This window comes from Gimesia fumaroli, assembly GCF_007754425.1.
Classification (GTDB): Bacteria; Planctomycetota; Planctomycetia; order Planctomycetales; family Planctomycetaceae; genus Gimesia; species Gimesia fumaroli.
In genome coordinates, this window is the sequence record NZ_CP037452.1 from 3,213,711 (window position 1) to 3,237,668 (window position 23,958).

17 protein-coding genes are annotated in these 23,958 nt (G+C 48.6%); 6 read left to right on the top strand and 11 right to left on the bottom strand.

All coding sequences use genetic code 11. The features are described from left to right. Positions 1 to 179: 179 nt before the first annotated feature. The 5 genes from Enr17x_RS12200 to tsaE form a co-directional block, all read right to left on the bottom strand. Positions 180 to 764, bottom strand: a complete 585-nt coding sequence (locus tag Enr17x_RS12200) for a hypothetical protein (protein WP_145309059.1) — start codon at positions 762 to 764, stop codon at positions 180 to 182. 134 nt (positions 765 to 898) lie between these two features. Then, a complete protein-coding gene (dnaE, locus tag Enr17x_RS12205) occupies positions 899 to 4,414 on the bottom strand; it encodes a DNA polymerase III subunit alpha (protein ID WP_145309061.1) in 3,516 nt (1,171 codons plus the stop codon). Positions 4,415 to 4,674: 260 nt separating this feature from the next. Continuing rightward, positions 4,675 to 4,965, bottom strand: coding sequence for a hypothetical protein (locus tag Enr17x_RS12210; RefSeq protein ID WP_145309063.1), 291 nt, complete (start codon positions 4,963 to 4,965; stop codon positions 4,675 to 4,677). Positions 4,966 to 5,068: 103 nt separating this feature from the next. Next, positions 5,069 to 6,073, bottom strand: a complete 1,005-nt coding sequence (locus Enr17x_RS12215; RefSeq protein ID WP_145309065.1) for an NAD-dependent epimerase/dehydratase family protein — start codon at positions 6,071 to 6,073, stop codon at positions 5,069 to 5,071. A 37-nt stretch (positions 6,074 to 6,110) separates the two neighbouring features. Beyond that, positions 6,111 to 6,605 (bottom strand): tRNA (adenosine(37)-N6)-threonylcarbamoyltransferase complex ATPase subunit type 1 TsaE, encoded by a 495-nt coding sequence (gene tsaE / locus Enr17x_RS12220; RefSeq protein WP_145309067.1) that lies wholly within the window; start codon positions 6,603 to 6,605, stop codon positions 6,111 to 6,113. Positions 6,606 to 6,824: 219 nt separating this feature from the next. On the opposite strand from tsaE, the gene Enr17x_RS12225 reads away from it, so the two are divergent. The 4 genes from Enr17x_RS12225 to uvrB all read left to right on the top strand — a co-directional run bounded on the left by Enr17x_RS12225 (position 6,825) and on the right by uvrB (position 13,184). Continuing rightward, entirely contained in the window at positions 6,825 to 8,021 is a 1,197-nt protein-coding gene (locus Enr17x_RS12225; protein WP_198001118.1) for an MFS transporter, read from the top strand. Positions 8,022 to 8,980: 959 nt separating this feature from the next. Beyond that, positions 8,981 to 9,745, top strand: a complete 765-nt coding sequence (locus tag Enr17x_RS12230) for a gamma-glutamyl-gamma-aminobutyrate hydrolase family protein (protein ID WP_145309072.1) — start codon at positions 8,981 to 8,983, stop codon at positions 9,743 to 9,745. Positions 9,746 to 10,041: 296 nt separating this feature from the next. After that, positions 10,042 to 10,914 carry a segregation and condensation protein A gene (locus tag Enr17x_RS12235; RefSeq protein ID WP_145309074.1) on the top strand — a complete coding sequence of 291 codons (873 nt, stop codon included), beginning with the start codon at positions 10,042 to 10,044 and terminating at the stop codon, positions 10,912 to 10,914. A 224-nt stretch (positions 10,915 to 11,138) separates the two neighbouring features. Then, complete coding sequence (uvrB, locus tag Enr17x_RS12240; RefSeq protein ID WP_145309076.1) at positions 11,139 to 13,184, top strand: excinuclease ABC subunit UvrB; 2,046 nt, start codon at positions 11,139 to 11,141, stop codon at positions 13,182 to 13,184. A gap of 12 nt (positions 13,185 to 13,196) precedes the next feature. Here uvrB and Enr17x_RS12245 read toward each other — a convergent pair whose 3' ends face one another. The 6 genes from Enr17x_RS12245 to Enr17x_RS12270 all read right to left on the bottom strand — a co-directional run bounded on the left by Enr17x_RS12245 (position 13,197) and on the right by Enr17x_RS12270 (position 20,203). Next, a complete protein-coding gene (locus Enr17x_RS12245; protein WP_145309078.1) occupies positions 13,197 to 15,818 on the bottom strand; it encodes an excinuclease ABC subunit UvrA in 2,622 nt (873 codons plus the stop codon). A 12-nt stretch (positions 15,819 to 15,830) separates the two neighbouring features. Continuing rightward, positions 15,831 to 16,382, bottom strand: a complete 552-nt coding sequence (gene rimI, locus Enr17x_RS12250; RefSeq protein ID WP_145309080.1) for a ribosomal protein S18-alanine N-acetyltransferase — start codon at positions 16,380 to 16,382, stop codon at positions 15,831 to 15,833. 333 nt (positions 16,383 to 16,715) lie between these two features. After that, entirely contained in the window at positions 16,716 to 17,030 is a 315-nt protein-coding gene (locus Enr17x_RS12255; protein WP_145309082.1) for a hypothetical protein, read from the bottom strand. Between the two features lie 186 nt (positions 17,031 to 17,216). Beyond that, positions 17,217 to 18,545 carry a PhoPQ-activated pathogenicity-related family protein gene (locus Enr17x_RS12260; RefSeq protein WP_145309084.1) on the bottom strand — a complete coding sequence of 443 codons (1,329 nt, stop codon included), beginning with the start codon at positions 18,543 to 18,545 and terminating at the stop codon, positions 17,217 to 17,219. Positions 18,546 to 18,652: 107 nt separating this feature from the next. After that, the gene (locus Enr17x_RS12265; protein ID WP_145309086.1) at positions 18,653 to 19,093 is read right to left on the bottom strand and encodes a hypothetical protein; all 441 of its coding nucleotides are present in this window, start codon (positions 19,091 to 19,093) and stop codon (positions 18,653 to 18,655) included. Positions 19,094 to 19,195: 102 nt separating this feature from the next. Further along, entirely contained in the window at positions 19,196 to 20,203 is a 1,008-nt protein-coding gene (locus Enr17x_RS12270; protein WP_145309088.1) for a DUF1559 domain-containing protein, read from the bottom strand. A 739-nt stretch (positions 20,204 to 20,942) separates the two neighbouring features. Between Enr17x_RS12270 and Enr17x_RS12275 the strand changes: the two genes are divergently transcribed. Both Enr17x_RS12275 and Enr17x_RS12280 read left to right on the top strand, forming a co-directional pair. Next, positions 20,943 to 22,460: a UDP-N-acetylmuramoyl-L-alanyl-D-glutamate--2,6-diaminopimelate ligase gene (locus Enr17x_RS12275; protein WP_232101083.1), complete on the top strand. Its 1,518-nt coding sequence runs from the start codon at positions 20,943 to 20,945 to the stop codon at positions 22,458 to 22,460. 56 nt (positions 22,461 to 22,516) lie between these two features. Then, a complete protein-coding gene (locus Enr17x_RS12280; RefSeq protein ID WP_145309092.1) occupies positions 22,517 to 23,929 on the top strand; it encodes a UDP-N-acetylmuramoyl-tripeptide--D-alanyl-D-alanine ligase in 1,413 nt (470 codons plus the stop codon). The last annotated feature ends 29 nt before the right edge of the window (positions 23,930 to 23,958 follow it).

Below are 23,958 nucleotides of genomic sequence, written 5' to 3' on the forward strand. Positions count from 1 at the left end.
GTCCTGCCAGTTGATCAGAGGCTGAAGAAACGGTGGAAACTCCAGTCTGATCATGATTTGTGAGAATCCGGGCAGTTGATCTTGAGATATATCCTGCCCCTATGATAGGCAAAATGGGTGAGAGTACAAGTAAACTCATTGCCTGGGAAGCTACAGTTTGGCGGAATCGTCGATTCGGCTCAGTATGCGGTGCGAATCCACTTTTGGCTGACATCGCCTTTGTTATCACGAAGCGTGAACATTTTGTCCTCAATGGAGTTGATCTCGCGGACAAATTCACTTCCCCAGAGCTGTCTGATGTAATCCAGCTTGTTTTCCGGCTTTCCACCGACGGCACGCAGAGTCAGAGTGGCGGCGTTGAGGCTCCATTCGATATCGATGGTGACCTGTTTTCCCAGAACGGCTGTCCAAAGGCCTTGCGGTTCGATCAGCATCGTCGCTGTCCCATTTTCCTTGATGGTCAGGATTTGCTTGCTGGAACTTTTGGTTTGTTCCCATTTACCGACGAGTTTTGCCAGTATTTGCTCGGAAGAGAACCCTTCAAAAGAGCCCGTTGATTCCGGTTTTTGAGCCGCAGCATCCGTAATCTGGTTGAGAGTATTCTTGTGGGCCAATCGGGCTGGAATTTGTTGCAGAATCGGCTGCTGTCGCAGAGTTTTACTACGACTTTGCTGAGAAGGAATCTGCTCTGAATTCACTGTTTTTAACAGGAATGGGGCTGAGATACCTGTCAAAGCCAAGATAATGATTCCCGTTTTTTTCATCACATGTGTCCTGAATAACCTGAACCCCCTGATAGTTATGCTAACTATATCTTATTTTCGGCTTGAGGGAACGGCAAGATTTCTTAAAAAATGACAGAACGCGGACTTTGTTTTACCCTCTTGCTGCAAAGGTTTTAGCGGCCCATACTTCCATTCGTATTTTTTTTCTTAATCGGAGTATGGAAGTGAATATGACTCTCGCCGATGACAGCAGTCAGTTGGTTTTCAAGCTCATTACTGCAGGATACACGCATGCTTCCGGGAGGGTTCAGAACATAACGCAAATGGGTATTGGGCTTCTCCTGATCGACGGAGTCAACGACAAGCAGGACTTCTGTCTGTCCCGGATACTGAGTCAAAACATCGTGCACGTTGACCATATCCTGACGGGTGTGGACACCACGTTTGAAGTTGATAGCCAGGCGATCGGTGAACTGTTTGCGGGCGTCATTGAGGGTCAGCAACTGATCAACAATCACATTGGGTTCCCTGCCCCGTTTGTCGATTTTCCCTTTGATGATCACCATCGCTTCCATTTTGACTTTTTCACCCATTGATGCGAACTGTTCGGGCCACATGATGCAGCGAACAAGGCCGTGGGGATCTTCAAGGTCAAAGTTAGCGTAACGGGTATTTCCGTTCTTGCTTGGCTTTTTAGTGGCTGCCATTTTGATAGAGGAAACCATGCCGGCCAGGATGACTTCGACCCGATCATCCATTTCCGCCAGTTCGTTTGTCTGGTGTTGCGCGTATTTGGTCAGTGATGTTCCCATTTCGGCCAGTGGGTGTGATGTGAGGTAAAAGCCGAAGACTTCTTTTTCCGCGCCCAGTTTCTGAGCACGTGGCCAATCTTCCGCTTCGGGTAAAATCGCTTCCTCGGCGCCGCCTGGTTCATCGTCTGCTGGTTCATCGCCAAACAGGCTTTTCTGCCCGCGGGCTCGATCACGATGGATGTTGAGAGCTGACTGTACCGCCCGCTCGACGGAGAGCATCAATTGCGCCTGGTTTCCTCCCAGACTGCTAAGTGCTCCTGCTTTGATCAGAATTTCGAGGGTGCTCTTATTCAACGTTTTCGGGTCGACCCGTTCGCAGAGATTATACAGATTCAGGAACAGTCCGTTTTCTTCCCGTTCTTTGACGACCGCTTCCAGAACCTGCTCGCCGACCCCTTTGATGGCACCCATACCGAAGCGGATTTTCTCGCCTTCGACGCTGAATTCGACGTCCGAGTGATTGATATCGGGCGGCAGTACTTCTATTTTCATCCGGCGACAGTCATCGACGTGTTCGTTAATGCGCTCGTGGCTTTCCATTCCGCAGGAAAGGAGTGCCGCCATGAATTCTTTGGGGTAATGTGCTTTTAGATAGGCAGTTGCATAAGCCACGCCGCCGTATGCAGTCGAATGCGATTTATTAAAGCCGTAGCCGGCGAATTTTTCGATCATCTCGAACAGGTCGGTTGCCAGTTTGACGTCGACGTCGTTTTCTTTTGCGCCCGCCAGATACTGGTCGCGGAAGTCGGCGATGATTTTCAGTTTTTTCTTACTGATGGCTTTAATACAACGATACGCGGCAGAAAGCTCGATGCCACCCACACGGTTCAGAATCCGCATGACCTGTTCCTGGTAGACCATTACGCCGTAGGTCTCATCCAGAATTTCATCCACAATGGGATGCACTTTCGGGATCGGAATCCGGTTGTGCTTTACATCGACGTACTGCATTACCATTCCTCCTTCCAGAGGACCCGGGCGATACAAGGCGGATGTTGCGATGATGTCTTCGAATTTGTCCGGTCGCATCTTGGTCAGCAGGTCACGCATCCCGCCACTTTCCAACTGGAAGATCCCTTTGGTTTCTCCCCGTTGTAAGAGTTCGAACGTTTCCTTGTCATCCAGAGGCAATTTGTGAGGATCGATATCGATGCCGCAATGTTTTTTCACGTTCTGAACGGCTTTGTCCAGAATCGTGAGGTTGCGCAAACCGAGGAAGTCCATCTTGAGCAGGCCCACCGATTCCACAGTGGGACCATCCCATTGGGTGATGATGTCGGTTTTGCCGGTAATGGTTTGCAGCGGGACAACTTCTGAAAGAGGCAGGTCGGCGACCACAACCCCCGCCGCGTGAGTACCGGCACTGCGGCATAAGCCTTCCAGCTGCATTGCGAGGTCGAGAAGTTGTTTGACTTCCGAATCCTGATCATAGGCGGTTTGCAGATCGGGACTTTCTGTAAGTGCATCCTTGAGTTTGATTCCGAGAGATTCAGGAATCATTTTAGCGATTTCGTTCACACGTGCCAGCGGGACCCCCAGCGCGCGCCCAACGTCGCGAATGGCGGCTTTTGCTTTCAGGGTACCAAACGTGCCGATTTGTGCGACGCTTTTTTCGCCGTATTTCTCTTTGGTATAATCGATCACCAACTGACGGCGGTCGCGGCAGAAATCGATATCGATGTCAGGTGGTTCCGAACGGCTGGGGTCCAGAAACCGTTCAAACAGCAGGTCGTATTTCAGTGGGCAGACTTGCGACATTCCCAACAGGAAGGCCACAATCGCCCCACAAGCCGAACCACGGGCCGTACAGGGAATTCCTTCGTTTTCTGCAAACTGGACGAAGTCCCAGACGATCAGGAAGTAGCTGGAATACCCCATTTGCTCGATCACGCCCAGTTCCAGGTGCAGTCGATCCCAGTGGGCCTGAGTCAGTTCGTCACCGTATTTTATCGGCAGGCGGTCTTCACAGAGTTTGCGCAGATATTGCGTATCAGTCATGCCATCAGGCGGCTGAAAGACCGGGTAGAATTTTTTGTCCGACATCTGAATGTCGACCCGTTCCGCCAGTTCCTGTGTACGTGCGACCGCGTGTTCCAGTCCTGGAAAGGCGTCGTACATTTCATCCTGTGTGCGGACGAAAAACTGATCGCCGGTCATTTTCATCCGTTTTTCATCGCTCACCACAGAGCGTGTACTGACGCAGAGCAGGACGTCCTGGGCGACGGCGTCTTTTTGGTCGACATAGTGGGCGTCGTTGGTGGCGACCAGGGGCAGTCCCATCTTATTGGCAAGGTCGACCGTGCCTTCCAGGCACTGCCGTTGAATCTCCAGACCAGCGTTCTGAACTTCCATGTAAACACGGTCACCAAACACTTTTTCATACCAGGCGCACAGCTTTTCCGCTTCCTCAAAGTTTTCGCCGAGAATATGGTGCGACAGTTCTCCTGCTGCACAGCCTGTGAGCAGGATCAGACCTTCACTGTGGGCTTCCAGGATTTCCTTGTCGATACGGGGTTTGTAATAGAACCCTTCGAGATACGATGTGGAAGAGAGTTTGATCAGATTTTCAAAGCCCTGACGGTTTTGTGCCAGCAAAGTCAGGTGAAAGCTGGCCTCTTTCATTCGTGAGGCCCCTTTTTCGAAGCGGCTGCGGGGGGCGATATACGCTTCCAGCCCCAGGATCGGATTGATGTCCTGGCTGCGGCATTGCTGGTAAAAGTCCATCGCGCCGTAAAGATTGCCGTGATCGGTAATCGCCAGCGAATTCATGCCGGCTTCTTTGACTTTGCTCACCATTTCAGGGATGCGGCTGGCACCATCCAGCATACTGAAATGGGTGTGACAATGTAGATGAGCAAAAGGGCGTGGGTCGCTCATAATATTCCGTGCTCCCGTCTATTTGGACGCCATCCAGGCTATAATCAGCTAAAGCTGTGAGAGAATTTGAGTGCAGAAAACAGAAGGAAGTTCCTTCACGGTCTTCTACTCTTGAGTGTATTTGGATTCTTCCGTTTGTCAATCAACCTTGCGGCATTGAGATTTTGGTTTTTGATATGTGTGAGAGTTGATGAAACCGGAATGGCATCGGTTGCCGAGAAAATATCCATCTGCCTGATTGAGGTGAAACGCAGGTTTGATCAGCCGATCCAGAGGCTGATATACCAGTTCACGCCGTCGGAGAGCGGCGGGCAAAGGTCGCAGGCCAGTAGCAGCGGCATGTAGAACGACGCGAAGAAAGGTGAGCTCATCGAGTTAAATGAAGCGTACCATTGCCAGAAAAACGGTCCGATGGAAAGGACATACAGGGAAAAGATGATCGTTACCTGAATCAGCGATTTGATAATGTACCGCCGCCATGACCATTTCGGCGGCTCCGTTGGCTGACTTTGTTCGGGCAGTACAGTTGCTTGCGTTGATTCACTTTCCATGATGACTATTCTACCCATCAGGTCCAAGCAGGGTCAAATGCGAGCGTTCTGATGGGAGTGGATTACGGCATCTTTTCATGCAAAATTCATCATCCCCGGTAACCTACGGGAGTTTGTGGTTTTCGCGAAACCAGTCAATCGTTTCCGTCATTGCCTGCTGAAACGACTTTTCAGGGTGATAATCGAGCTCTTGCTGGGCTTTTTGCGTACTGAAATCCAGGTTCAGCCCCAGGAACTTGATGCGTGCCTGTGAGAGGATGGGAGCCTGTTTCTTACCCAGGAATCTCCAGAGGCCTTCCAGAACTCGGGCCAGATTTCGGGCAATGGGCAGCGGAACAACTTTCTGGGGGATTGGATACTGAGCGAGTTCGGCGATGGTGGAGATAAATTCTCGTTTACTAACCAGGGTGATGTCTGTGACATTATAAATCTGGTTGAGTGCTTCTTCGTTGAACAGAGCCAGAAAGATAGCATCGACCAGATGTTCGACGTAAGTATTGTTCATCAGGTTTTCAGGAGAGCCGAGGTACGCGAACTGTCCTGATTTCAATCGCTCCAGAATACGCGGTAAGACGGTACGGTCGCGTGGGCCGTAAATAAATCCGGGACGTAGAATCGTGTAAGGGAGTGAATGTTTCTGCAGAAGCTGCTCAGCTTCGATTTTGCTGAGTGTGTAGCCATCGATGCCGGCAGTATGAGGCGACTCTGTTTCATCGGTCCCAAAGTGATCACGGGCTTCATAAACGCCCAGCGAACTGATATGGATGAAATGCTTGATCAGGCATTGTTCTTCCAGTGCGGTCAATAGAGATTCCAGGCCGCCGACGTTGGTTTTGCGATATTCGTCGACAGGGCCCCAGTCGCCGACCTTCGCCGCGGTATGCACAACTATCGTGACACCGCGGAGAACCTCTTTCAGAGTTTTATAATCTGTCAGATCTGCTTCAATCAGTTCGGCACCCTGTTCTGCTAAGAACTCTGCTTCTGCTGGCGAACGCACCATGGCCTTCGTAGGGATTCCTGATTCCAGCGCGCGTTGAATGACGCGACTGCCGACCAGGCCTGTCCCGCCGGTTACCAACAGTTTTTCTTCTGATGCCACGGTCATAGCCGGTATCCTGATTCAGAGTTTAGGGATGAGAATCTCACTGGCCACATTCAGGATTTTCTCGTTTGAGTGCATCAACGATTTTGGTTGAACGGGAGCCCTGCCCTTTAATGTGAAAAGTGCGTGCCGTATCAGAACTGTGTTCGATGTTGATTTGCAGTAAATCGCGAGGCAAGACTTCCGCGACCTTGTCAGCCCATTCAATCAGGCAGATGCCGTCTGAGTACAGCAGGTCATCGGCACCAAGCTCCAGGAATTCATCGGTATCCTGCAAGCGGTAAGTATCGAAGTGATACAGCGGAAGGCGTCCCTGGTATTCCTGGATCAGAACAAACGTCGGGCTGTTGACCTCGGCGCGATCCACTCCCAGCGCAGCTGCGATTGCCTGGACCAGACGGGTTTTCCCTGCACCTAAATTACCATTTAGGGCAATAACGGTTCCTGGTTCAAGTCGTTGTGCCAGCATGGTTCCCAGGCGTTGGGTCTCTGTTTCACTGGTTGATTGAAAGGTCCACTCTGAAGCAGTGTCCAAGGAATGTTCTCTCTGAATAGTTTGCAAAAAAGTCGATGTGATATCGCAGGTATAGCTTTTTTCTGACGAAATCACAATACAAGCTATTTTCAGAGTGGGATGAAAAAAGTAATAAAAACAGGCAGACAGTCTTATGAACCTGATTCCCAAATTCCTGTCTGGCTCTGTAGAATAGAGTCTGCTTTCAAATCGAACTCCCGCCTTGAAGTTATACCAGAAATGTCTCACGCCTATCGTTGTCTGATCTGTCTCACGCTGACCCACATTATCGTTGATGCTTCGGCGATTATTGTGGGTCCCTTGTGGGGTGAGTTAAAACGTGTGCATTCATTAACCGAGAACACCTTGTTCATGGTGCTGACCATTCATGCGCTTGCATCCTCTCTCGCGCAGCCGGTCTTTGGATATCTGCGCGATCGCTATCCGATCAAATCCATATTGTGGCTGGGCCCATTACTGGGGGCGGCTCTGATGCCGATGGTCGGGCCGGCAAACAGCTTGATTGTATTGAGCGTGGCACTGTTGCTGGGAGGGATTGGCATTGGTTCCTTTCATCCCGAAGCAGCAGTGATCGCAGGTTCTTTGATACCGGAACGCCGCACACGAAGTCTATCGTTATTTATGTTTGGCGGCGCCATGGGGCTGGCACTCGGGCCATTGATTTGTGGTGCGATTGTTTCGACCTGGGGTCTGTCCAGTATCTGGGTGTTGGCGCCCTTGTATTCCGGACTGATTCTGTTGCTGTACCATTTGGGAAAGCCGCCTGCTGCCCTGTTTGAACGAGATCGGAAAAAGCCGGTACAGTCACTGTCGCAGATGCTGGAAGGACGCGTCTTTTTAGCGTTCTTTCTGTTTCTGGTCTGTTCGCTCAGGCTGGTACCGAATATGGCGATGGATAAACTGATTTCCTTCATTCTTGAAAAACAGGGCGCGTCTGCGTTTGAGATTGGAATGACGCAATCGGTGTTTCTGTTTTCTGCCAGTGCCGGAATGTTGCTCATGGCGTTCCGTTTCAAGTCGGGCCATGAAAAAGCATTTATGATTGCCTGTCCGTTGTTGGGGATTCCGTTAATGTTTGTGCTGGGGTGGGAAGGTTGTCCGACTTGGCTCATGACGCTTCTCCTGATTCCCAGCGGCTTGATTTTGTGGGGGACCAGCCCGGCGATGGTTTCCTATTCACATCAACTGTTTCCCAATGGGGGCGGAGTGGCTTCGGCGATTACGATGGGAATGGCCTGGGGCGGAGGCGGGATGATCCAGGCCAAAATTACGAGTCACTTTGTGGCTCTGGATGTTCCGCATCAGGCGTTTCATGCCATCATTCCCTGTCTGATTCTGGCGACGCTCGGCACGCTGTTCCTGCCAGCATTGGCAACACGAACACAACCTCAGACTGAAGTGGTAGAGGCTACTTAAGCAGTGCCGGCTTTTCATCTCTGTGAATGTGGTTTTATCTGATAGCATCAAGCCTGTCAGGAATCAGTCCTGTTGCACGAAGTTGTACAGAGAAATCAGGCTGACTGATTTCTCCTGATGCAACTCCCATTCAAACAGTTTGGATACAGAGATTTGTATCATGCGGAACAGTGTCAACGAAGCAAGTGGGAAGTTTCAGGAAGTGGCTGTGATAGTCAGTGATCCTTCTTTGAAGCGGCATCGAAGCGGAACGAAAACAACTGCTCATCGGAAACTGAATAAAGGGAGGTCCATGTTTGGTCCTTTAAAAACAGGAGTTTTGAATAGTGAATCGATTAACAGGTTATGGCGTATGCACTATAAAAAAACGAGTCACTCGCGCGCGCGACGCTAAACCCGCAATTTAAGGAGTGGGATGAGGGAGTCAAGAGGTAAATCAAAGCCCTGTTTCTAAGGTGTTTTCGAGGGTTAAAAAAGATTTCCGCGTCAATGAGATGTTCTTTTCCAGCAGATCTGCGAGAAGAATTTTGATAAATTCAGTGAAAAATATTTCTCAAAGTGGGAGATTTCAGACTCCTGAAATCGAGCTGGCACAAGATGTGGTATGTCAAAGATTGAATGAGAAAATTTTCGCTCAAAATGATCGATTCGCTGGACAGCCTGATTTCAGGTTACTAAGATCCGCTCACTCAAGTGATTTGGAATGATTCATGAAACAAACATTTGAGACTACTGAGTTTTTTTCAGTACGAAACGGACCGAAGGAACGGACCGCTAAAAGAGAATGGATTCTATTTCTATTCGTTCGACAGGGGGGAATTTCATCCGCTCGAACGCACTTCTTTGGCGCGTCTTTCTGTAGTTTGCTTCCGCCGGTCTGTTACTTTGGGGAGTTCCCGTTTTATCCCCGGAATATTTTTTGACCGCACAGGAAGTGCATTGAAGTGAAGGATGGAACCATGTCTAAAAAGCCCTTGATCGGAATTACCGGAGACTATCGCGCTGAGCAAAAAGAAGCACAGGCGTTGAGCTGGTTTTATACCGGCTATTATGATTCGGTAACCGATGCTGGCGGGATTCCCGTGATGATTCCGCCATTGGCCGATGACGACGACTTAAAACAGTTTTTAGAACAACTCGATGGTCTTGTGCTTTCAGGATGTACTCTGGACCTCGATCCCATTCGTCTGGGATTTGAAAAACATCCCGCGTCACGGGCGATGCCTCTGCGACGTGAAGACTTTGATCGCCGGATTTGCACCATGGCAATGGAAAAGAAGATGCCGATTTTGGCAATCGGTTCCGGCATGCAGATGATGAATGTGATCAGTGGCGGAACACTGCATCAACATGTAATCGAAGATGTTGCCGGTGCGATGTATCACCGTGATGCAGTCGAATCCAATCTACGACATATTATCAATATTGTCCCCGGAACACGGGTTGACAAAATGTACGGACCGGGTGAAATTCGGGTTAACAGCCAACATCATATGGCCGTGAATTATATTTCGAAAATGTTTGTGGTTTCAGCGACTGCCCCGGATGGTGTCATTGAAGCAATTGAAGTTCCTGATGAAGACTGGTTCTGTGTGGGCGTGCAATGGCATCCCCAAAATCATTCCGCGTCTGCGTTAGATATGCAGGTCTTCGAAAACTTCCTGACGGCTTGTGAAGAGCCCGAGCCACAAATTCTGCAAATGCCTGTCCGCAAAGCTGCCTGATCCGAATTTCGGATTGTTTGATCTTAGTCAGCTTTGTGTCATCGTGAGTTGATGTACTCGAAAATCGGCAAGTCATAACGACTTGCCGATTTTTTATTTCTCGGTCTGGAAATCGGAATCGATGAATCTGTAGCGGTTAATCTGACGATAACGATAATATGCGATTGAATACCGCGATGACTGACGACTCATCGTATTCTATTCTTGATTAGAAATGCGATATAACTAAAAGACAGGTAACAGTTTAACGATGGATCGTGAAGACAATATCTGTTAGTTGAGCCCGAAACGAAACTATGACGACTGCGCAATACCGGGTCGATCTAAGTATATACAGTGGTCCATTGGACTTGCTGTTGTATTTGATTCGACGTAATGAACTGGACATTCTCGACCTGCCTGTCGCTCGGATTACGTCTTCTTTTAACGAGTTTCTCAATGTTCTGGAGTTGATCGATCTGGATCTGGTGGGCGATTTTATCGTGATGGCTAGCACACTCGCAGAAATCAAAAGTCGGATGGTCCTGCCGCGGGCGGAAGAAGAAGAAATCGCGGAGGTCATTGATGATCCCCGTAGCGATCTGATTCAGCAGCTGCTGGAATATAAAAAGTTCAAGGATGCCGCCAATGCGTTGGAAGAACACGCAGCGGAATGGCAGGAACATTATCCGCGGTTATCGGATGAACGTCCTAAATCAGGGAAAGATCCATCCGAAGACCTGATTAAAGAAGTCGAGCTGTGGGATCTGGTCAGTGCGCTAGCGCGGGTCGTTAAACGCAAGGAAGTCGAAGAACAGTCGAGTATCACCTATGACGATACACCGATTTCGACCTATGTCGAATTGATCGGTGCCCGTGTTCGTGAAGAACAGCGGGTTGCGTTCAGTGACTTCTTTCAGGGAGAGAATCTGCGCAGTCGGATCATTGGTATTTTTCTGGCGATCCTGGAGCTCCTGCGACATCATCAATTCCGGGCGGAGCAGCCTGTGGAATATAGCGAAATCTGGGTAATGCCTCCTCTCTCGGATACTGGTGAAACAGATGCGAGTGAAACAGAGAAACTGAATGATGTGAGCCAGGATGTGCCAGGGGGTGAAGAGGCGACTACATCCTCTGAAGATCTGACCGATACAGAGCCCCCGTCAGATGAAACAGGGGCTGAAGACTAAGCTGGCAGTTTTTTTCAGGTATCCAGATTAAAATGGGAGTCTAATCTGGAAGAATTTGCACATATGCCTGAAATAGATGGCACTTTGATTCTGCTCTTTTGGTCCCTTTCCCCTGCCGAAGTCTTTCCTCTACAATAAACACAGATATCCCCATTCCACGTCGGAAGCATTGAGTATCAGAAACGTTCTAACGGGATAAAATAGAACTAGAGGAATCATTGAGTATGTCCGTTTTCCAGTTAAAGAGTGACTTCCAGCCCTCGGGGGATCAGCCTCGTGCTATTGAAGGTCTGATCAAGGGGATTCAAGAGGGAAAGTCGGATCAGGTCTTGCTGGGGGTCACGGGATCGGGGAAAACGTTCACGATGGCGAATGTGATCGCAGAGTTGGGCCGCCCTGCTCTGATTCTTTCGCACAACAAAACTTTGGCCGCCCAATTGTATTCGGAGTTTAAAGAGTTTTTTCCGGAGAACGCCGTCACATATTTTGTCAGCTATTACGATTACTATCAGCCGGAAGCCTATATTCCGCAACGGGATATCTACATTGAGAAAGATGCGTCGATCAATGATGAAATCGACCGTCTGCGTTTATTGGCGACCAGTGCACTGGTCAGTCGCCGGGATGTGATTGTAGTTGCCAGCGTCAGTTGTATTTATGGTTTGGGTTCTCCCAAAGACTATCTGGAAATGATGATCCCACTTCGAGTGGGCACTGAGATTGATCGCGACGAGATGCTGCGGAAGCTGATTGATATTCAGTATGATCGAAATAATGTTGAGCTCGCGCGAGCCAAATTTCGGGTTCGCGGAGATGTGGTAGAGTGCTGGCCCGCTTACGAAGAGTTCGCATATCGAATTGAATTCTGGGGCGATGAAATTGAAAATCTCGCGGTGATCAATCCTCTGACAGGCGAAGTATTGCGGACAGTGCAGGAAGCGTATATTTATCCGGCCAAGCATTTTGTACTGCCCCAGGAGCGAATTGAGTCTGCCATTCACGAAATTCAGAGCGAATTGGACGAACGGCTGCAGGTGTTGCAGAATGAAGGAAAGTTGCTTGAGTCTCAAAGGCTCAGTGCGCGAACCCGTTATGATATGGAGCTGCTGGAGGAAGTTGGTTTTTGTCCGGGGATCGAGAATTACAGCCGCGCATTGGCAGGTCGAAAACCGGGTTCGCCACCGGATACGTTGCTTGACTTCTTTCCCGATGATTATCTGTTGTTCGTCGATGAATCTCATGTGACGGTTTCTCAGGTACGTGCGATGTTTGCAGGAGACCGGTCTCGGAAGACGAATCTGGTTGAGCATGGGTTCCGTTTACCGATGGCGCTGGACAATCGCCCGTTGACTTTTGATGAATGGAACGAACGACGCCGACAGACGGTTTTTGTCTCTGCGACACCCGGTGACTGGGAACTGGAGCGTGTCGAAGGGGAAGTGGTTGAACAGGTCATTCGTCCGACCGGGTTGATTGATCCCGTGATTCGAATTGTGCCGGCCCGAGGACAGGTTCCCCATTTGAAGGAGGAGATTCTGAAACGCGTTGCGGTGAAAGAACGTGTGTTGGTGACAACGTTGACCAAGCGGTTAGCGGAAGATCTCTCCTCTTATTTTCAAGAGGAAGGAATTCGCTGTGCCTGGTTGCATTCCGAGTTAGATGCGTTTGAACGCGTGGAAATATTACGAGGGCTGCGAGAGCAGAAATATGATGTTGTTGTCGGGATCAACTTATTACGGGAAGGTCTGGATATTCCCGAGGTCTCACTGGTTGCCATTCTCGATGCCGACAAGGAAGGGTTTTTGCGAAGTGAAACCAGTCTGATTCAAACCATCGGTCGTTCAGCACGGCATGTCAACGCGGAAGTCATTCTTTACGCAGACCGGATGACGAACAGCATGCAGAATGCGATCGACGAGACCGAACGTCGCCGCGCGATTCAGGAAGAATATAATCGCGAGCATGGGATTACACCGGAGTCTATCAAGAAAGCCATCAAACGCGGCATTGAGGAAGAAATCGAAGCCCGTCAATTTGTGCGGGAATCCGTCGGGTTTTCAGACGAGTCAGAGTACATCACTCAGGAATTTCTGGGTGAGCTGGAAAAGGAGATGCTGGAAGCGGCCGAAAAGCTGGAGTTTGAGCGAGCTGCATTATTGCGGGATCGCATAGATGATTTGAAAAAAACGGGAGGCGCGGCTGGAAACAAGCAAACCGGGAAAGCATCTCGATCTGGAAAAAAAGGAAAACGACAGCGGCGGAAGCGTTGAGTCTTGTGATCTTCAGGAATGTGAGAGCCGTTTTTTGATTGCAGTCGCGGTGTGAGAGGTGGGGTGTTGGGCGATTTCTGCGGGGGTGCCCGTCGTCACAATGGAGCCTCCTGCTTCGCCAGCTTCCGGCCCCAGGTCGATGATATGGTCTGCGGCACAAATCATTTCCAGGTTGTGTTCGGTGACAATAATAGAGTGCCCCGCTGTGAGTAAATGTTCGAAACAGTTTATCACATATCGGATATCCAAGGGATGCAATCCGGCCGTTGGTTCATTCATTAAGAAGAGAGTCTTGTTGCGACTGCTGGTGGTCAGGTAGGCTGCGAGTTTTAGTCGCTGGCACTCTCCACCCGAGAGCGTGGGGGTCGACTGGCCTAAGGGAATGTATCCCAGGCCGACATCTTTGAGTTGTTTCAGCTTTTTTTGAAGCGCTGGTTGACCACGAAAAAAAGGAAACGCTTCATCAACGGTCAGTTCCAGTACTTCGGCAATATTGAGTTTGCGATATTTTATTTCCAGAAGCTCGCGTTGATAGCGTTTGCCATGACATTCCGGGCAGGTCATATTTAAGTTCGCCAGGAACTGCAAATCGATTTCAATAGAGCCCGTCCCTTTGCATTCAGGACAACGTCCACCATTTTTGCTGTTGAAACTGAAATGTCTGGGAGAGAGATTGCGCAGCTTTGCATCACTGGTCTGGGCAAACACCGAACGAATGTCGTCGAACAGATTCAGGTAGGTTGCCGGTATACTCCGGGGAGTCTGGCCTACGAGTGACTGGTCTAGAAAGATGACTTCGTCAATCTGCTCGCTGCCAGTTATTGACTGGCAGAACGGAAATGAATGAGCGTGTTCTGTTTCCGTCAGCAGGTCTGACAGAACAGGAAAAAGAGTCTGTTCAATCAGGCTGCTTTTTCCGCTGCCGCTGATGCCTGTGACAACACATAACTGTTCCAGGGGAAAAGAAACAGCGATGTTTTTCAGGTTGTTACAAGTGATTCCACTGAGTGTGATCCAGTCGGGATCTACTTTTCTCGGAACCGATTTCAGTGCTGCTGACGAAGGGGCATTCAGAATTTCACCAGTAGGTGAGGAAGTCGAGGCAATGAGTTGGTCATAGGTGCCTTCAAAAACAAGTTGGCCCCCTGCTTTACCTGCGGCAGGTCCCAGTTCGACAATGTGATCGGCTGTATGGATGAAGTCTGCATCGTGTTCGACGAGGACGAGTGTGTTGTTGAGGCGACACAGTTTCTGGAGAACTGTTATCACGCGACTGTTTTCCACAGGGTGCAGACCCGAGGATGGTTCATCCAGCACATAGAGTGTGTTGACCAGATTCGAGGACAGAGTTGACGCCAAGGCGATGCGTTGTGCTTCTCCACCGGAGAGCGTTCGCATAGAGCGATTGAGTGCCAGGTAGCTGATTCCCAGTTCGGCTAATAGGTCCAGTCGATTGTTGAGTTCACGGAGAAGCGGTGTCACATGTTGTTCAACGGGTTGATTCAGGTTCTGTGACAACTCTGAGAACCAGTTTTGCAGTTCCAGAATCGATTGTTGGCAGAGCTGGTCGATGTTTTTGTTTTGGATCTGGACCGCGAGTGCGGCTGTATTCAGCCGGCTGCCATGACATTCGGGGCAAGCCTGTGTTGTTTTCAAGGAACTTGCGGAATCCGAAATCACTCCGGTTCCCTGGCAGGTGGAACAGGCAGCGGTCGGGCTGAAAAAATTGAATAGTTGTGGTTCCGGAAGACAGAAATTTTTTTTGCATTGGGAGCAGGTCAGATCTGTCGAAAAATCATAGCGAAGCCAGAGTTTCTCGTCGACTGTCAGGGATACCGTTGAATTATCGATGTCCGGATGATGTTCGACGAGGATCACTGACTGCCCGGATGATAATTCAAACGCGAGTTCCAAGCTGTCCAGAACGCGTTGTTCTTCAAGATTTTTTGTACTCAGGCGGTCAAGGACTACCAGGTAAGGATCTCCTGAAGGGTTGATTTCTCGTACGCTATTCTCTGTCAGTTTAAATATTTTGTGATTGGCAATGACACGCGTTGTGCCTTGTTGGATAAGGTCCTCAATGATCTCTGCTGGTTGTTGATCCTTTGCCAGGAGCAGTGGGTAACAGATCTGGTAGCGTCTGTTTTCAGGGAGTGTTTTCAGGAACTCAAGAACCGATTCCGGTGTTTGTGGCAGGACTGGTAACTGACATGTGGGGCAGATGACTTGTCCCAGGGATGTATACAGCAGTCTTAAGTAGTGGTGAATTCCTGATTCGATCGCCACAGTTGGTTCGATTCCGCGGCTGCCTGACTGTCTTTTACCTGCATTTTGCTTTAGGGCAATTGCGGGCGGAATATGAGAGACATGGTCGGCGTCTGGCTTGGGGAGTTGGTTTAAGTATTGCCGGGCAGATGCGGAAAGCGTTTCGATGTAGCGTCTTTGGCCTTCTGCATAAAGTGTATCGAAAGCCAGGCTGGTCTTGCCGGACCCGCTGACGCCGCAGAGGACAGTCAATTGATTGAGGGGGATGTCCAGGTTGATATTTTGCAGATTATGGACACGGACGCCACGAAGTTGAATGGCAGGCGTCTGCTGACTGGAAGAAGATCCACTTGGCAACTGATTTGTCATTCGCTGTCAATTTCAGGCAGCATCCGAGGCATCGAGATAATTGCTGATCCGATTCTTGGGGGCAAGGCCGGGAGCGAAATCCTGTTCAGCGCGTTCCATGCGATATTGGAGAACGTAGGCATCCTCTCCTGCATCTTCAAAATAGTTTCTCAACACGGAAACAGCGCGGAAATCCATTTTGCGGAAAAACAGTTGAGCAGACAGATTGGTCTCACGTACTTCCAGTACAATCTCGCGACGACGTTGCTGGGATAGTTTGTCGATGACGCGCTGTACCATCTGGCGTCCGATTCCCTGCTGTCGAAACTCAGGGGCGACTGCAAAATTCAAAACCTGGATCATTGATTTATGAAGTTCATATATCATGAAGCCGACGATCTGGTGATTGTGTTCCGCAACCATACCGATACAGTTTCGTTGTCTGAGACAGCTTAGGAAATACTCTTCCGTCCAGGTGAACTCGAAGCTTTCCTCTTCAATTCGAAGGACCTCTGGCATATCTCTGCGGATAAGCCAGCGGATTTGTACCATGGTATCTTGATTCGAGTGATGATTCAGACTCATAGTGGCCTTCCTGCTACTGATAAGTGCTGCAATAAGTACCTGGGACGATTGCTTTTTTCTTCATGAGTCCAGCAATAGTCTGGGAAAAGTAATTGAATAAGGTTTAATTTGGGCGTCGGAAAATGTTGATCATGATTGAGGATGTGTTTCAGAGTTGAAGACGCCTAAAACAGCGAGGTTGATTCGCGAAAGTTAGCAGAAGTGGATAACGGCGCACAGACGAATTTTTGTTTTTTTGCCAAAAAAACAAACGAATGGGAGAGTTTGCTGCGCACAAGAAGCCTGCTCAACATAAATTTCATTGAGGCGTACTAGTGGTAACTAAAGTACTGCTTACCCTTTTGGGGGTAGCGGCATTCGTTTTTTCATCATGAGGTGATTGATGACTTCTTCAACGCCTGTGAGTGCCTTGATTCTGTTGCAGATGTCCGGACATTCGTCATCAAATTCGAGAACACCTTCGAGGCAGACTCCATTTTTAGTGCGACGAACAACCAAGGAATTCAGGCAGACATCAGAGTCAAGTGCTAATGCATGCTGGATTTCACACTCCAGAGAATGGGGCGCATCAAACTGCAATGATGTGGCTCGAGCGGTAGACTTGGTTGGAGTCGGGTTAGAAGACTGGGCGAGCGATTTCTTTTTCATGTGGTTGTTCCTTTCACCACTTTCAAATACGGTCCTTCTTTTCATGTTTTGGGGAGGATCAGCTCCCTCTAAACATTATCTTAACATTCAAGAAATAAACCGATAGATGAAAAAGAAATCTTCTTTGAAGATTTTAAAAATGGATCTCCTGCTTCAAAAATCCAAAAATAAAAGGTTGTGATGCGATTATTTTGCTGTCGTAATCGTGCATAGTGAGTAAGGGATTTGGTTTATGGTGTAGATGGCCTCCAGGTAATAAGCGACATGCCCTTTTTCTGGTTTGTTTATTTTTGCTAAATACACATCTTCATTTGGGTTGATTTCGTTGGAAGTCCATTTGGAGTTTCGAAAATCTTTAGTCTCCGAGTAAGCACTCCACAGGCGGACCTGTGTCGGTTTGCTTTTACAAGTGAGCTTCAATTCAAAGTCAGTGGAGTTGTCCCATTCGATTTTCGGAAGTTCTTTGCCTGTTGCAGCATGAATAAAGAATGCGCCGATTGTCTGAAGGGCATATTCAACTCCGTCACCCAGATTGTGACCGGCATTCGGAACCTGAAGAATGTATTTCGGTCCTACCAGATCCGGCCAGTAAAAACGCATTGCATCAACAACCCAGTAGGGGTCGTTGGTTCCATTGATAATTAATTTGGGTAGTTTTAGCTGGTTTCGGTAGGTATAAGGGTCCATCATTCGGCGGAGGTGTCTCTCTCTCTGGTTTTCTTCGCCTTCTACAATTAGTCCCTTGCTGGTGTAGTCGATAATTTGTTCGCTGTATTTTCCCCAAGTGGCAATCTGGTGTTTCATTTGTTTTCTAAAGTTGAGCGTGTCGATCACAATCGGAGCTGTAGCGATGATTCGCTTGTCAACGACGGGTGTAAGCCAACTGGTCCAGCCTCGTTTAGAGGCACCAGTAATGACAAAGCCATCAATGATTGTGTTGCGTTTTTCCCGAACAATTTCCTGAATGGCATCCATCGCTTTGACGGCGCTTTTAGCCATGGGAAACAGCAGTGGCCAGTTTTCGTCTCCTGTTTTCAGGTAACGCAGCCAGGTTTCTGTAATCAGGTCGTCTTCTTTTTTTCCATCAAACAGGGGTTGGTTTGGAACCTGAGTGAGTAAGGCGATGCGGGCACCGGTTGTTTTAGCCAGTAAAAATGCCGGGTGGAGTCGTTTCTCGCTGGGGCGAGAGCCGTTGCTGCCTCCGGTGACAAACAGGAGAACCTTGTTATTGATTCGAACTGTGTCTGGCTCAAAGATATACAACCAGTGTTTCCAGGTCATTCCCTGCCAGGTTTGAGATGTCAGTTCAACAGGATAGGCGGTGACGCCATCATGTGAGAACGAGTCATGGAGCTCCCACTTATAAGCTGGCTCTTTGCGTTGAATGTAATTGAAAAACGCATCGGGGATTTCTCTAGCTGCTTTGAGTGAAGCAGGAACATTCGAGTTCTCGGCCGCGAAAATAGTGGATCCGACTGTAATGGCTAGCAAAAATGTGAAGACTCGTGAAATCATAGATTCATTCCAGTTTTCAGACAGACGTTAAATTATGATCCAGGAAGCTCCAGAAGCAGGCTGGATCATTATAAATTTGTTTTCGAAGAGACTCATTAAATGTGGAGTTATTTTGTGGTTAATTCAATGGTACCGAGATCAGTAGGCTTGCCTTCAACCACAGAAAATTTGATTTTAGATTTTTCCGGTTTATCGTAACGCTTTTTGAGTTTGTCAGGGCCACTGTAGCCGCGTGACATGATGTCATATTTCTTCCAGACAAAAGTTAAGGTATAGTCGCCAGGAGGGATTCCGTCACCGCTAGTGTAGGTTGACAGTTCAAATGTTCCATCATTGGCAGAAATGCTACCTGATGCGGTGGGATGTTCTGTGTCAATTTCGCCTGTGCTCAAGCATTGAATCTGGATGGGGGAACCAGGTTCTTTCCCGTCGACAGAAATTTTTCCTTTGACCGGGTAAGTTTGTTTGGTGAAGGGTTGCTCGGGGCTGCTGCAGGAAAACATGGATGCTGTGATCAGTGTTAGAAAGACTGTCTGCTGTATTTGCATAGAACTCTCTCAGGTAGTACCAGAGGGGAAATGTGGTGCTTAAACGTCGGCAGGCACCTGAGGGGGCCTGCCGACATACAATGAACCGTATGAGAGGTGGGGTTAGAATTCCCCAACGATCTCGCCACCTGCTCTTGTGGTAAGAGAGGCGAATGTATAAGCGTCGACATTTTGGCTGATGAACCGCACTGCGCCATCGCCGAGCAGGAAATGGGCACCACCAACATGGAAGCTTAAAAAACCGGTGCTTCTTGCACTACTACAGTTGATGGCACAAGGTCCACCACTTCCCCCATCGGAGCCATCACGTAGGGACCCCTGGTACCAGTGTTCTCCGCTGAGGAAGTCTCCCCAGCCGCCACCGTTACTGGGCCCTAACAATGCTGTTTGAGCGGCATTAACCGTTGTGCCGGTATAAATCTTATTACCACCCACTCGCTCTCCTAGTAAGATCGTATTGGAGGGGCCGTCAATAATATCGCGAATTCTGGTGATACTGTCTCCGGGGGAACCTCCCGCGCTAAGGCCCACAAAATTTAACATTCCGCTTCGGCTGGCTGCTGCCGGGTGCCCTGTATAGGCAAGGCTCGAGTAGGTACCCCTGACGCCTGATGCAGGACAATAGTCGGAACGAGCTGCAGTCCAGCTGAAAGGAAAGCCTGGGGTCAAGTCATAGTCGTGTTTCGTCGTTTCTGGAGTCGACGGGCACATAAATACGGGAAGAGGTGTCCCAATGACAGTCAGGTTTTGAGCAACCTGGGGAATCGCTGCGAACTCATTCAAAGCGGGGTATGAAGAGTTCCACTGATTATATAGGGGGGCTTGATCAAGATAGGGGAGCAGCATGGTGCCATAGCTGCCGGCTTTTAGATTGGCAGGGTTGGTGGGATCTAAAAACCAGGCATACGGGAAACTACGATGCGTATCATGGTAATTGTGGAACGCCAGTCCAAGTTGTTTCAGATTGTTTTTACAGGTAGACCTTCTGGCAGCTTCTCTTGCCTGTTGTACAGCCGGTAATAGAAGGGCGATTAAGATAGCAATAATTGCAATGACGACAAGAAGTTCGATCAGAGTGAACCCTTTTTTGTGGCGCGAGTTTTGTAGCATATTCTCTCTCCTTTGGCACATCGAAATGAAATGTTTGATCGGGGAAAAGTAAGTTGAGAATAGTTTCTCCTTTTACAATTGAAGTCTTCGATGACTTCAGCTGCTGATCTGCTTTTCAGCAGAATGCGAAGTAAACAGCAAGAATTTGCAGTTTGATTAAACTTGTTATGAAAACGAAATTACGTTCAAAAAGTGTGATTCAGATGTTGATAGAGATGGAAGTGAGACACATCTGATCTGCTTACAGGATACATAGAGTAAACCCCTCAATCCATAGTATTGTGTACCAAATAGGTAAAAATACCGATTTTAATTTTTGGAGTAGATAGTATGAAATGTCAGTTTCCAGACACTGTTTCAGCGAAAATCATGCCTTGCTCTGATAATAGTGAAGTAAGAGAAATCGGTAGAAACGCAGGGGACGAAAAGCAGTGTGTAGACAGGTCGGGAAAATGAATTCATGCTGTTGTGCCAATGTTTGCTGTGGTAAGTGTTTCTGTAATAATTACAAGGTGGTCTTGGGGGGGCTACTTTTTTAAATAACCAGGGTTGACCTGATCCTGAGAATTACGAGAATGCTCCCCTGCTCAAAAAGTAATAATTTCAATCTGTTCTATTCCCTTGCCGGTTCCGGCTTTGATCAACTTTTTCAATCTTCAGTTTACCACCAAAATCTCCCCTACTCCTCGTCCCTTTCATAGATGGTTTTACTGAAATGCATGGTTCTTACCTCACATCCATGTCATCTTCATCGCTCAGCTTATCACCGGGAACAGTTGCCATAAGCTTAAGGGCGCTTTTCCCCTCTGCAAGCTTTGTCGATTGTGCTGACATTTGTGCCACATCGATTCAGTCTGACAGTCGTTGTTGTGAACCGGGTGATCTTTTCGCAGTCGTACCCGGTACGAAAGAAAATGCCGAAAAATATATTCCTGAGGCGCTCAGAAAAGGCGCGAAAGCAGTTCTTACAGGCCATCCTTTAGTGGACCTCCCAGTGCCTCAGTGTATCGTCAGTGATGTCCGCAAAGCTTATGCGATTCTCTGTTCTGAATTTGCAGGTCATCCAGCCAGTCATCTGCAGACTGTGGGGGTGACCGGTACGAATGGAAAAACGACAGTAACCTGGCTGATTAGAGCCATTCTACAGAATACTGAGCGGCGAACTGGGCTGTTGGGGACGGTCGAATATCATGACGGTGTTACTGCATGGCCTGCTTCATTAACGACACCAGATGCGAGTGAACTATCGCAGATGCTATCCAAAATGGTCAAAAATAATGTCACTCACTCAGTTATGGAAGTTTCGAGTCATGCGTTGGATCAATGCCGTCTGGCAGGGACAGGACTTTCGATTGGTGTCGTCACCAATGTGACCCAAGATCACTTTGACTATCATCAAAATCGTGAAAACTATGCAGCCTGTAAGGCAAAGATCATTCAGCACGTCAAGCCGAATGGGACCGTCGTTTTGAATCGTGATGACTCAGCCTGCCAGGCATTTGCATCCGAAGTAAGTTCGTCACAGTCTGTTTTGACTTATGGTATTCATGGTCAGGCAGACATTTCAGCCGAGCAGATCCAAGAAACTGTAAATGGAGTTGCATTTCAACTTTTATATGGTGAGATGAGCGTGCCCGTCAAAAGTTCGTTAATTGGAATGCATAATATATCAAATTGCTTAGCGGCGGCGGCTGTTTGTCTGGCTTTAGGCTTATCGCTGACTGAAATTGCCGAGGGGATTCGCAGCACTGATTGTGTTCCGGGAAGAATGGAACAGGTGCATTGCGGTCAGCCGTATACGGTACTTGTTGATTATGCTCATACCGATGATGCATTAAGCCATGTAATTCGAGCTGCCAGAAAAGTCTGTTCACAACGCATTCTGTGTGTGTTTGGAGCTGGTGGTGACCGCGATAATTCCAAACGTCGGTTATTAGGGCTGGCAGGCAGCGAAGCGGATCAAGTTATCATCACCAGTGATAATCCCCGGAGCGAAGATCCCATGCAGATTATCGAGATGGTTGCGGAAGGTTGTCGAACCAAGGGGATAACCCCCGAATTAATTATCGATCGAAAAGAAGCCATCTGTCGGGCGCTCGACGAAGCGCAGGCGGGAGACCTGGTGCTGATTGCCGGTAAGGGGCACGAGTGCGAACAAATCATTGGAGATCAAAAGATTCCTTTTAGTGATCGGCTGGTGGTCGAAAATTATTTCAGCAACTTACTCTCCGGGAGCTCAGCAAGGATTCCCGCTTAAGCAATAATTTGAACTACATCTGACTGTCAGAGTTTAGAAAATAAAGAATTCATCGTATGGATCGTGTTTCACTCAACAAGGTTATTCAGGTTATCCAGGGGACTTCTGTCCTGGCGGATCAGGTAGCCGCTAGTGTTGAGGGGATTTCGATTGACTCCCGAACGACTACTCCAGGGGACTTGTTTTTTGCGATCCATGGGCAGCGTTTGGATGGGCACGAATTTGTTGCCGAGGCAATTGAGCACGGCGCGCAAGCTTGTGTTGTAAAGCATGGTACGGAAACAGGTCCACTTTCACAGCCATTGATCGCTGTAGATGATGTCAATCGAGCTTTGCAGGAGTTTGCTGGCTGGTATCGCAGTCAGCAGCAGGCGACTGTGATTGGTGTGACGGGGAGTGTTGGCAAAACGACGACTCGAAATATGATTCATTCGGCATTGTCCCCGTTTTTAAAGGGTGTTCAAAGTCCCGCCAATTACAATAATGAGTTCGGTGTGCCTTTGAGTATTGCACAAATTGAATTGGTTCATGAGTACGCGGTTCTCGAGCTGGCTGCTTCGCGTTCAGGTGAAATTCAGGAATTGGCCCAGATAGCACAACCGGAACTCGGTGTGATAACAGGAATTGGTCCCTCGCATTTAGAGCATTTTGGAACCCTGGATCAAACGGCAGATGCAAAAGCAGAGCTGTTCGAACAGCTCTCTGCTCAAGGGTTAGCAGTTGTCAATGGGGATGATCCATTTGCTGAATCGCTGATTTCAAAGACATCGGCTCGGACCCTGACGGTGGGGTTGGGTGATCAGAATGATTTACAGGCTGTTTTTGTTCGGCAAGCACACGACGGAATAAAATTTCAGTTTGAAGATACAGAATATTTCGTGCCAGCACGGGGAAAGCATTTTGTGTATGCGGCTTTGTTTGCGATCGCAGTCGGGAAAGAATTTGGATTATCGAATCAGAACCTTATTGAGGGAGTTTGTCAATTTGCTTCGGTACCGGGGCGCTGTCACGTTGAACAGATCGGTCACTGGACGATCATTGATGATACTTATAACGCCAGCCCTGTTTCGATGAGAGCGGCATGTCAGATTCTGAAGGATTGGTCGGGCTCCGGTAAACGCATTCTCGTGATGGGGGATATGCTGGAGTTGGGAGCCGAGTCAAGACGGTACCACCATGAAATGGGAGAATTCATCGCCGCGTCTGGAATTGATTTGCTTTTTGTCTGTGGAAAACAAGCCGGAGCCGTTGTTCAGGGAGCGGTTTCTGCAAATCTATCCCGGGATCGAATCGTACAGGCGACGGATGTAAGCGAATTACAAAGTGATGTGGTCTCTTGCCTGGAAGTGGGAGACGTTGTGTTAGTCAAAGGTTCTCGAGGTATGCGGATGGAACGATTGATTTCCTATTTGAATCGACAGGTTTCTCTTGATGCTACTTCGGGGGAGAAAAAAATATCATGTGTCTAAACTTGTGATTTCATCATGTGCTCCTGGGT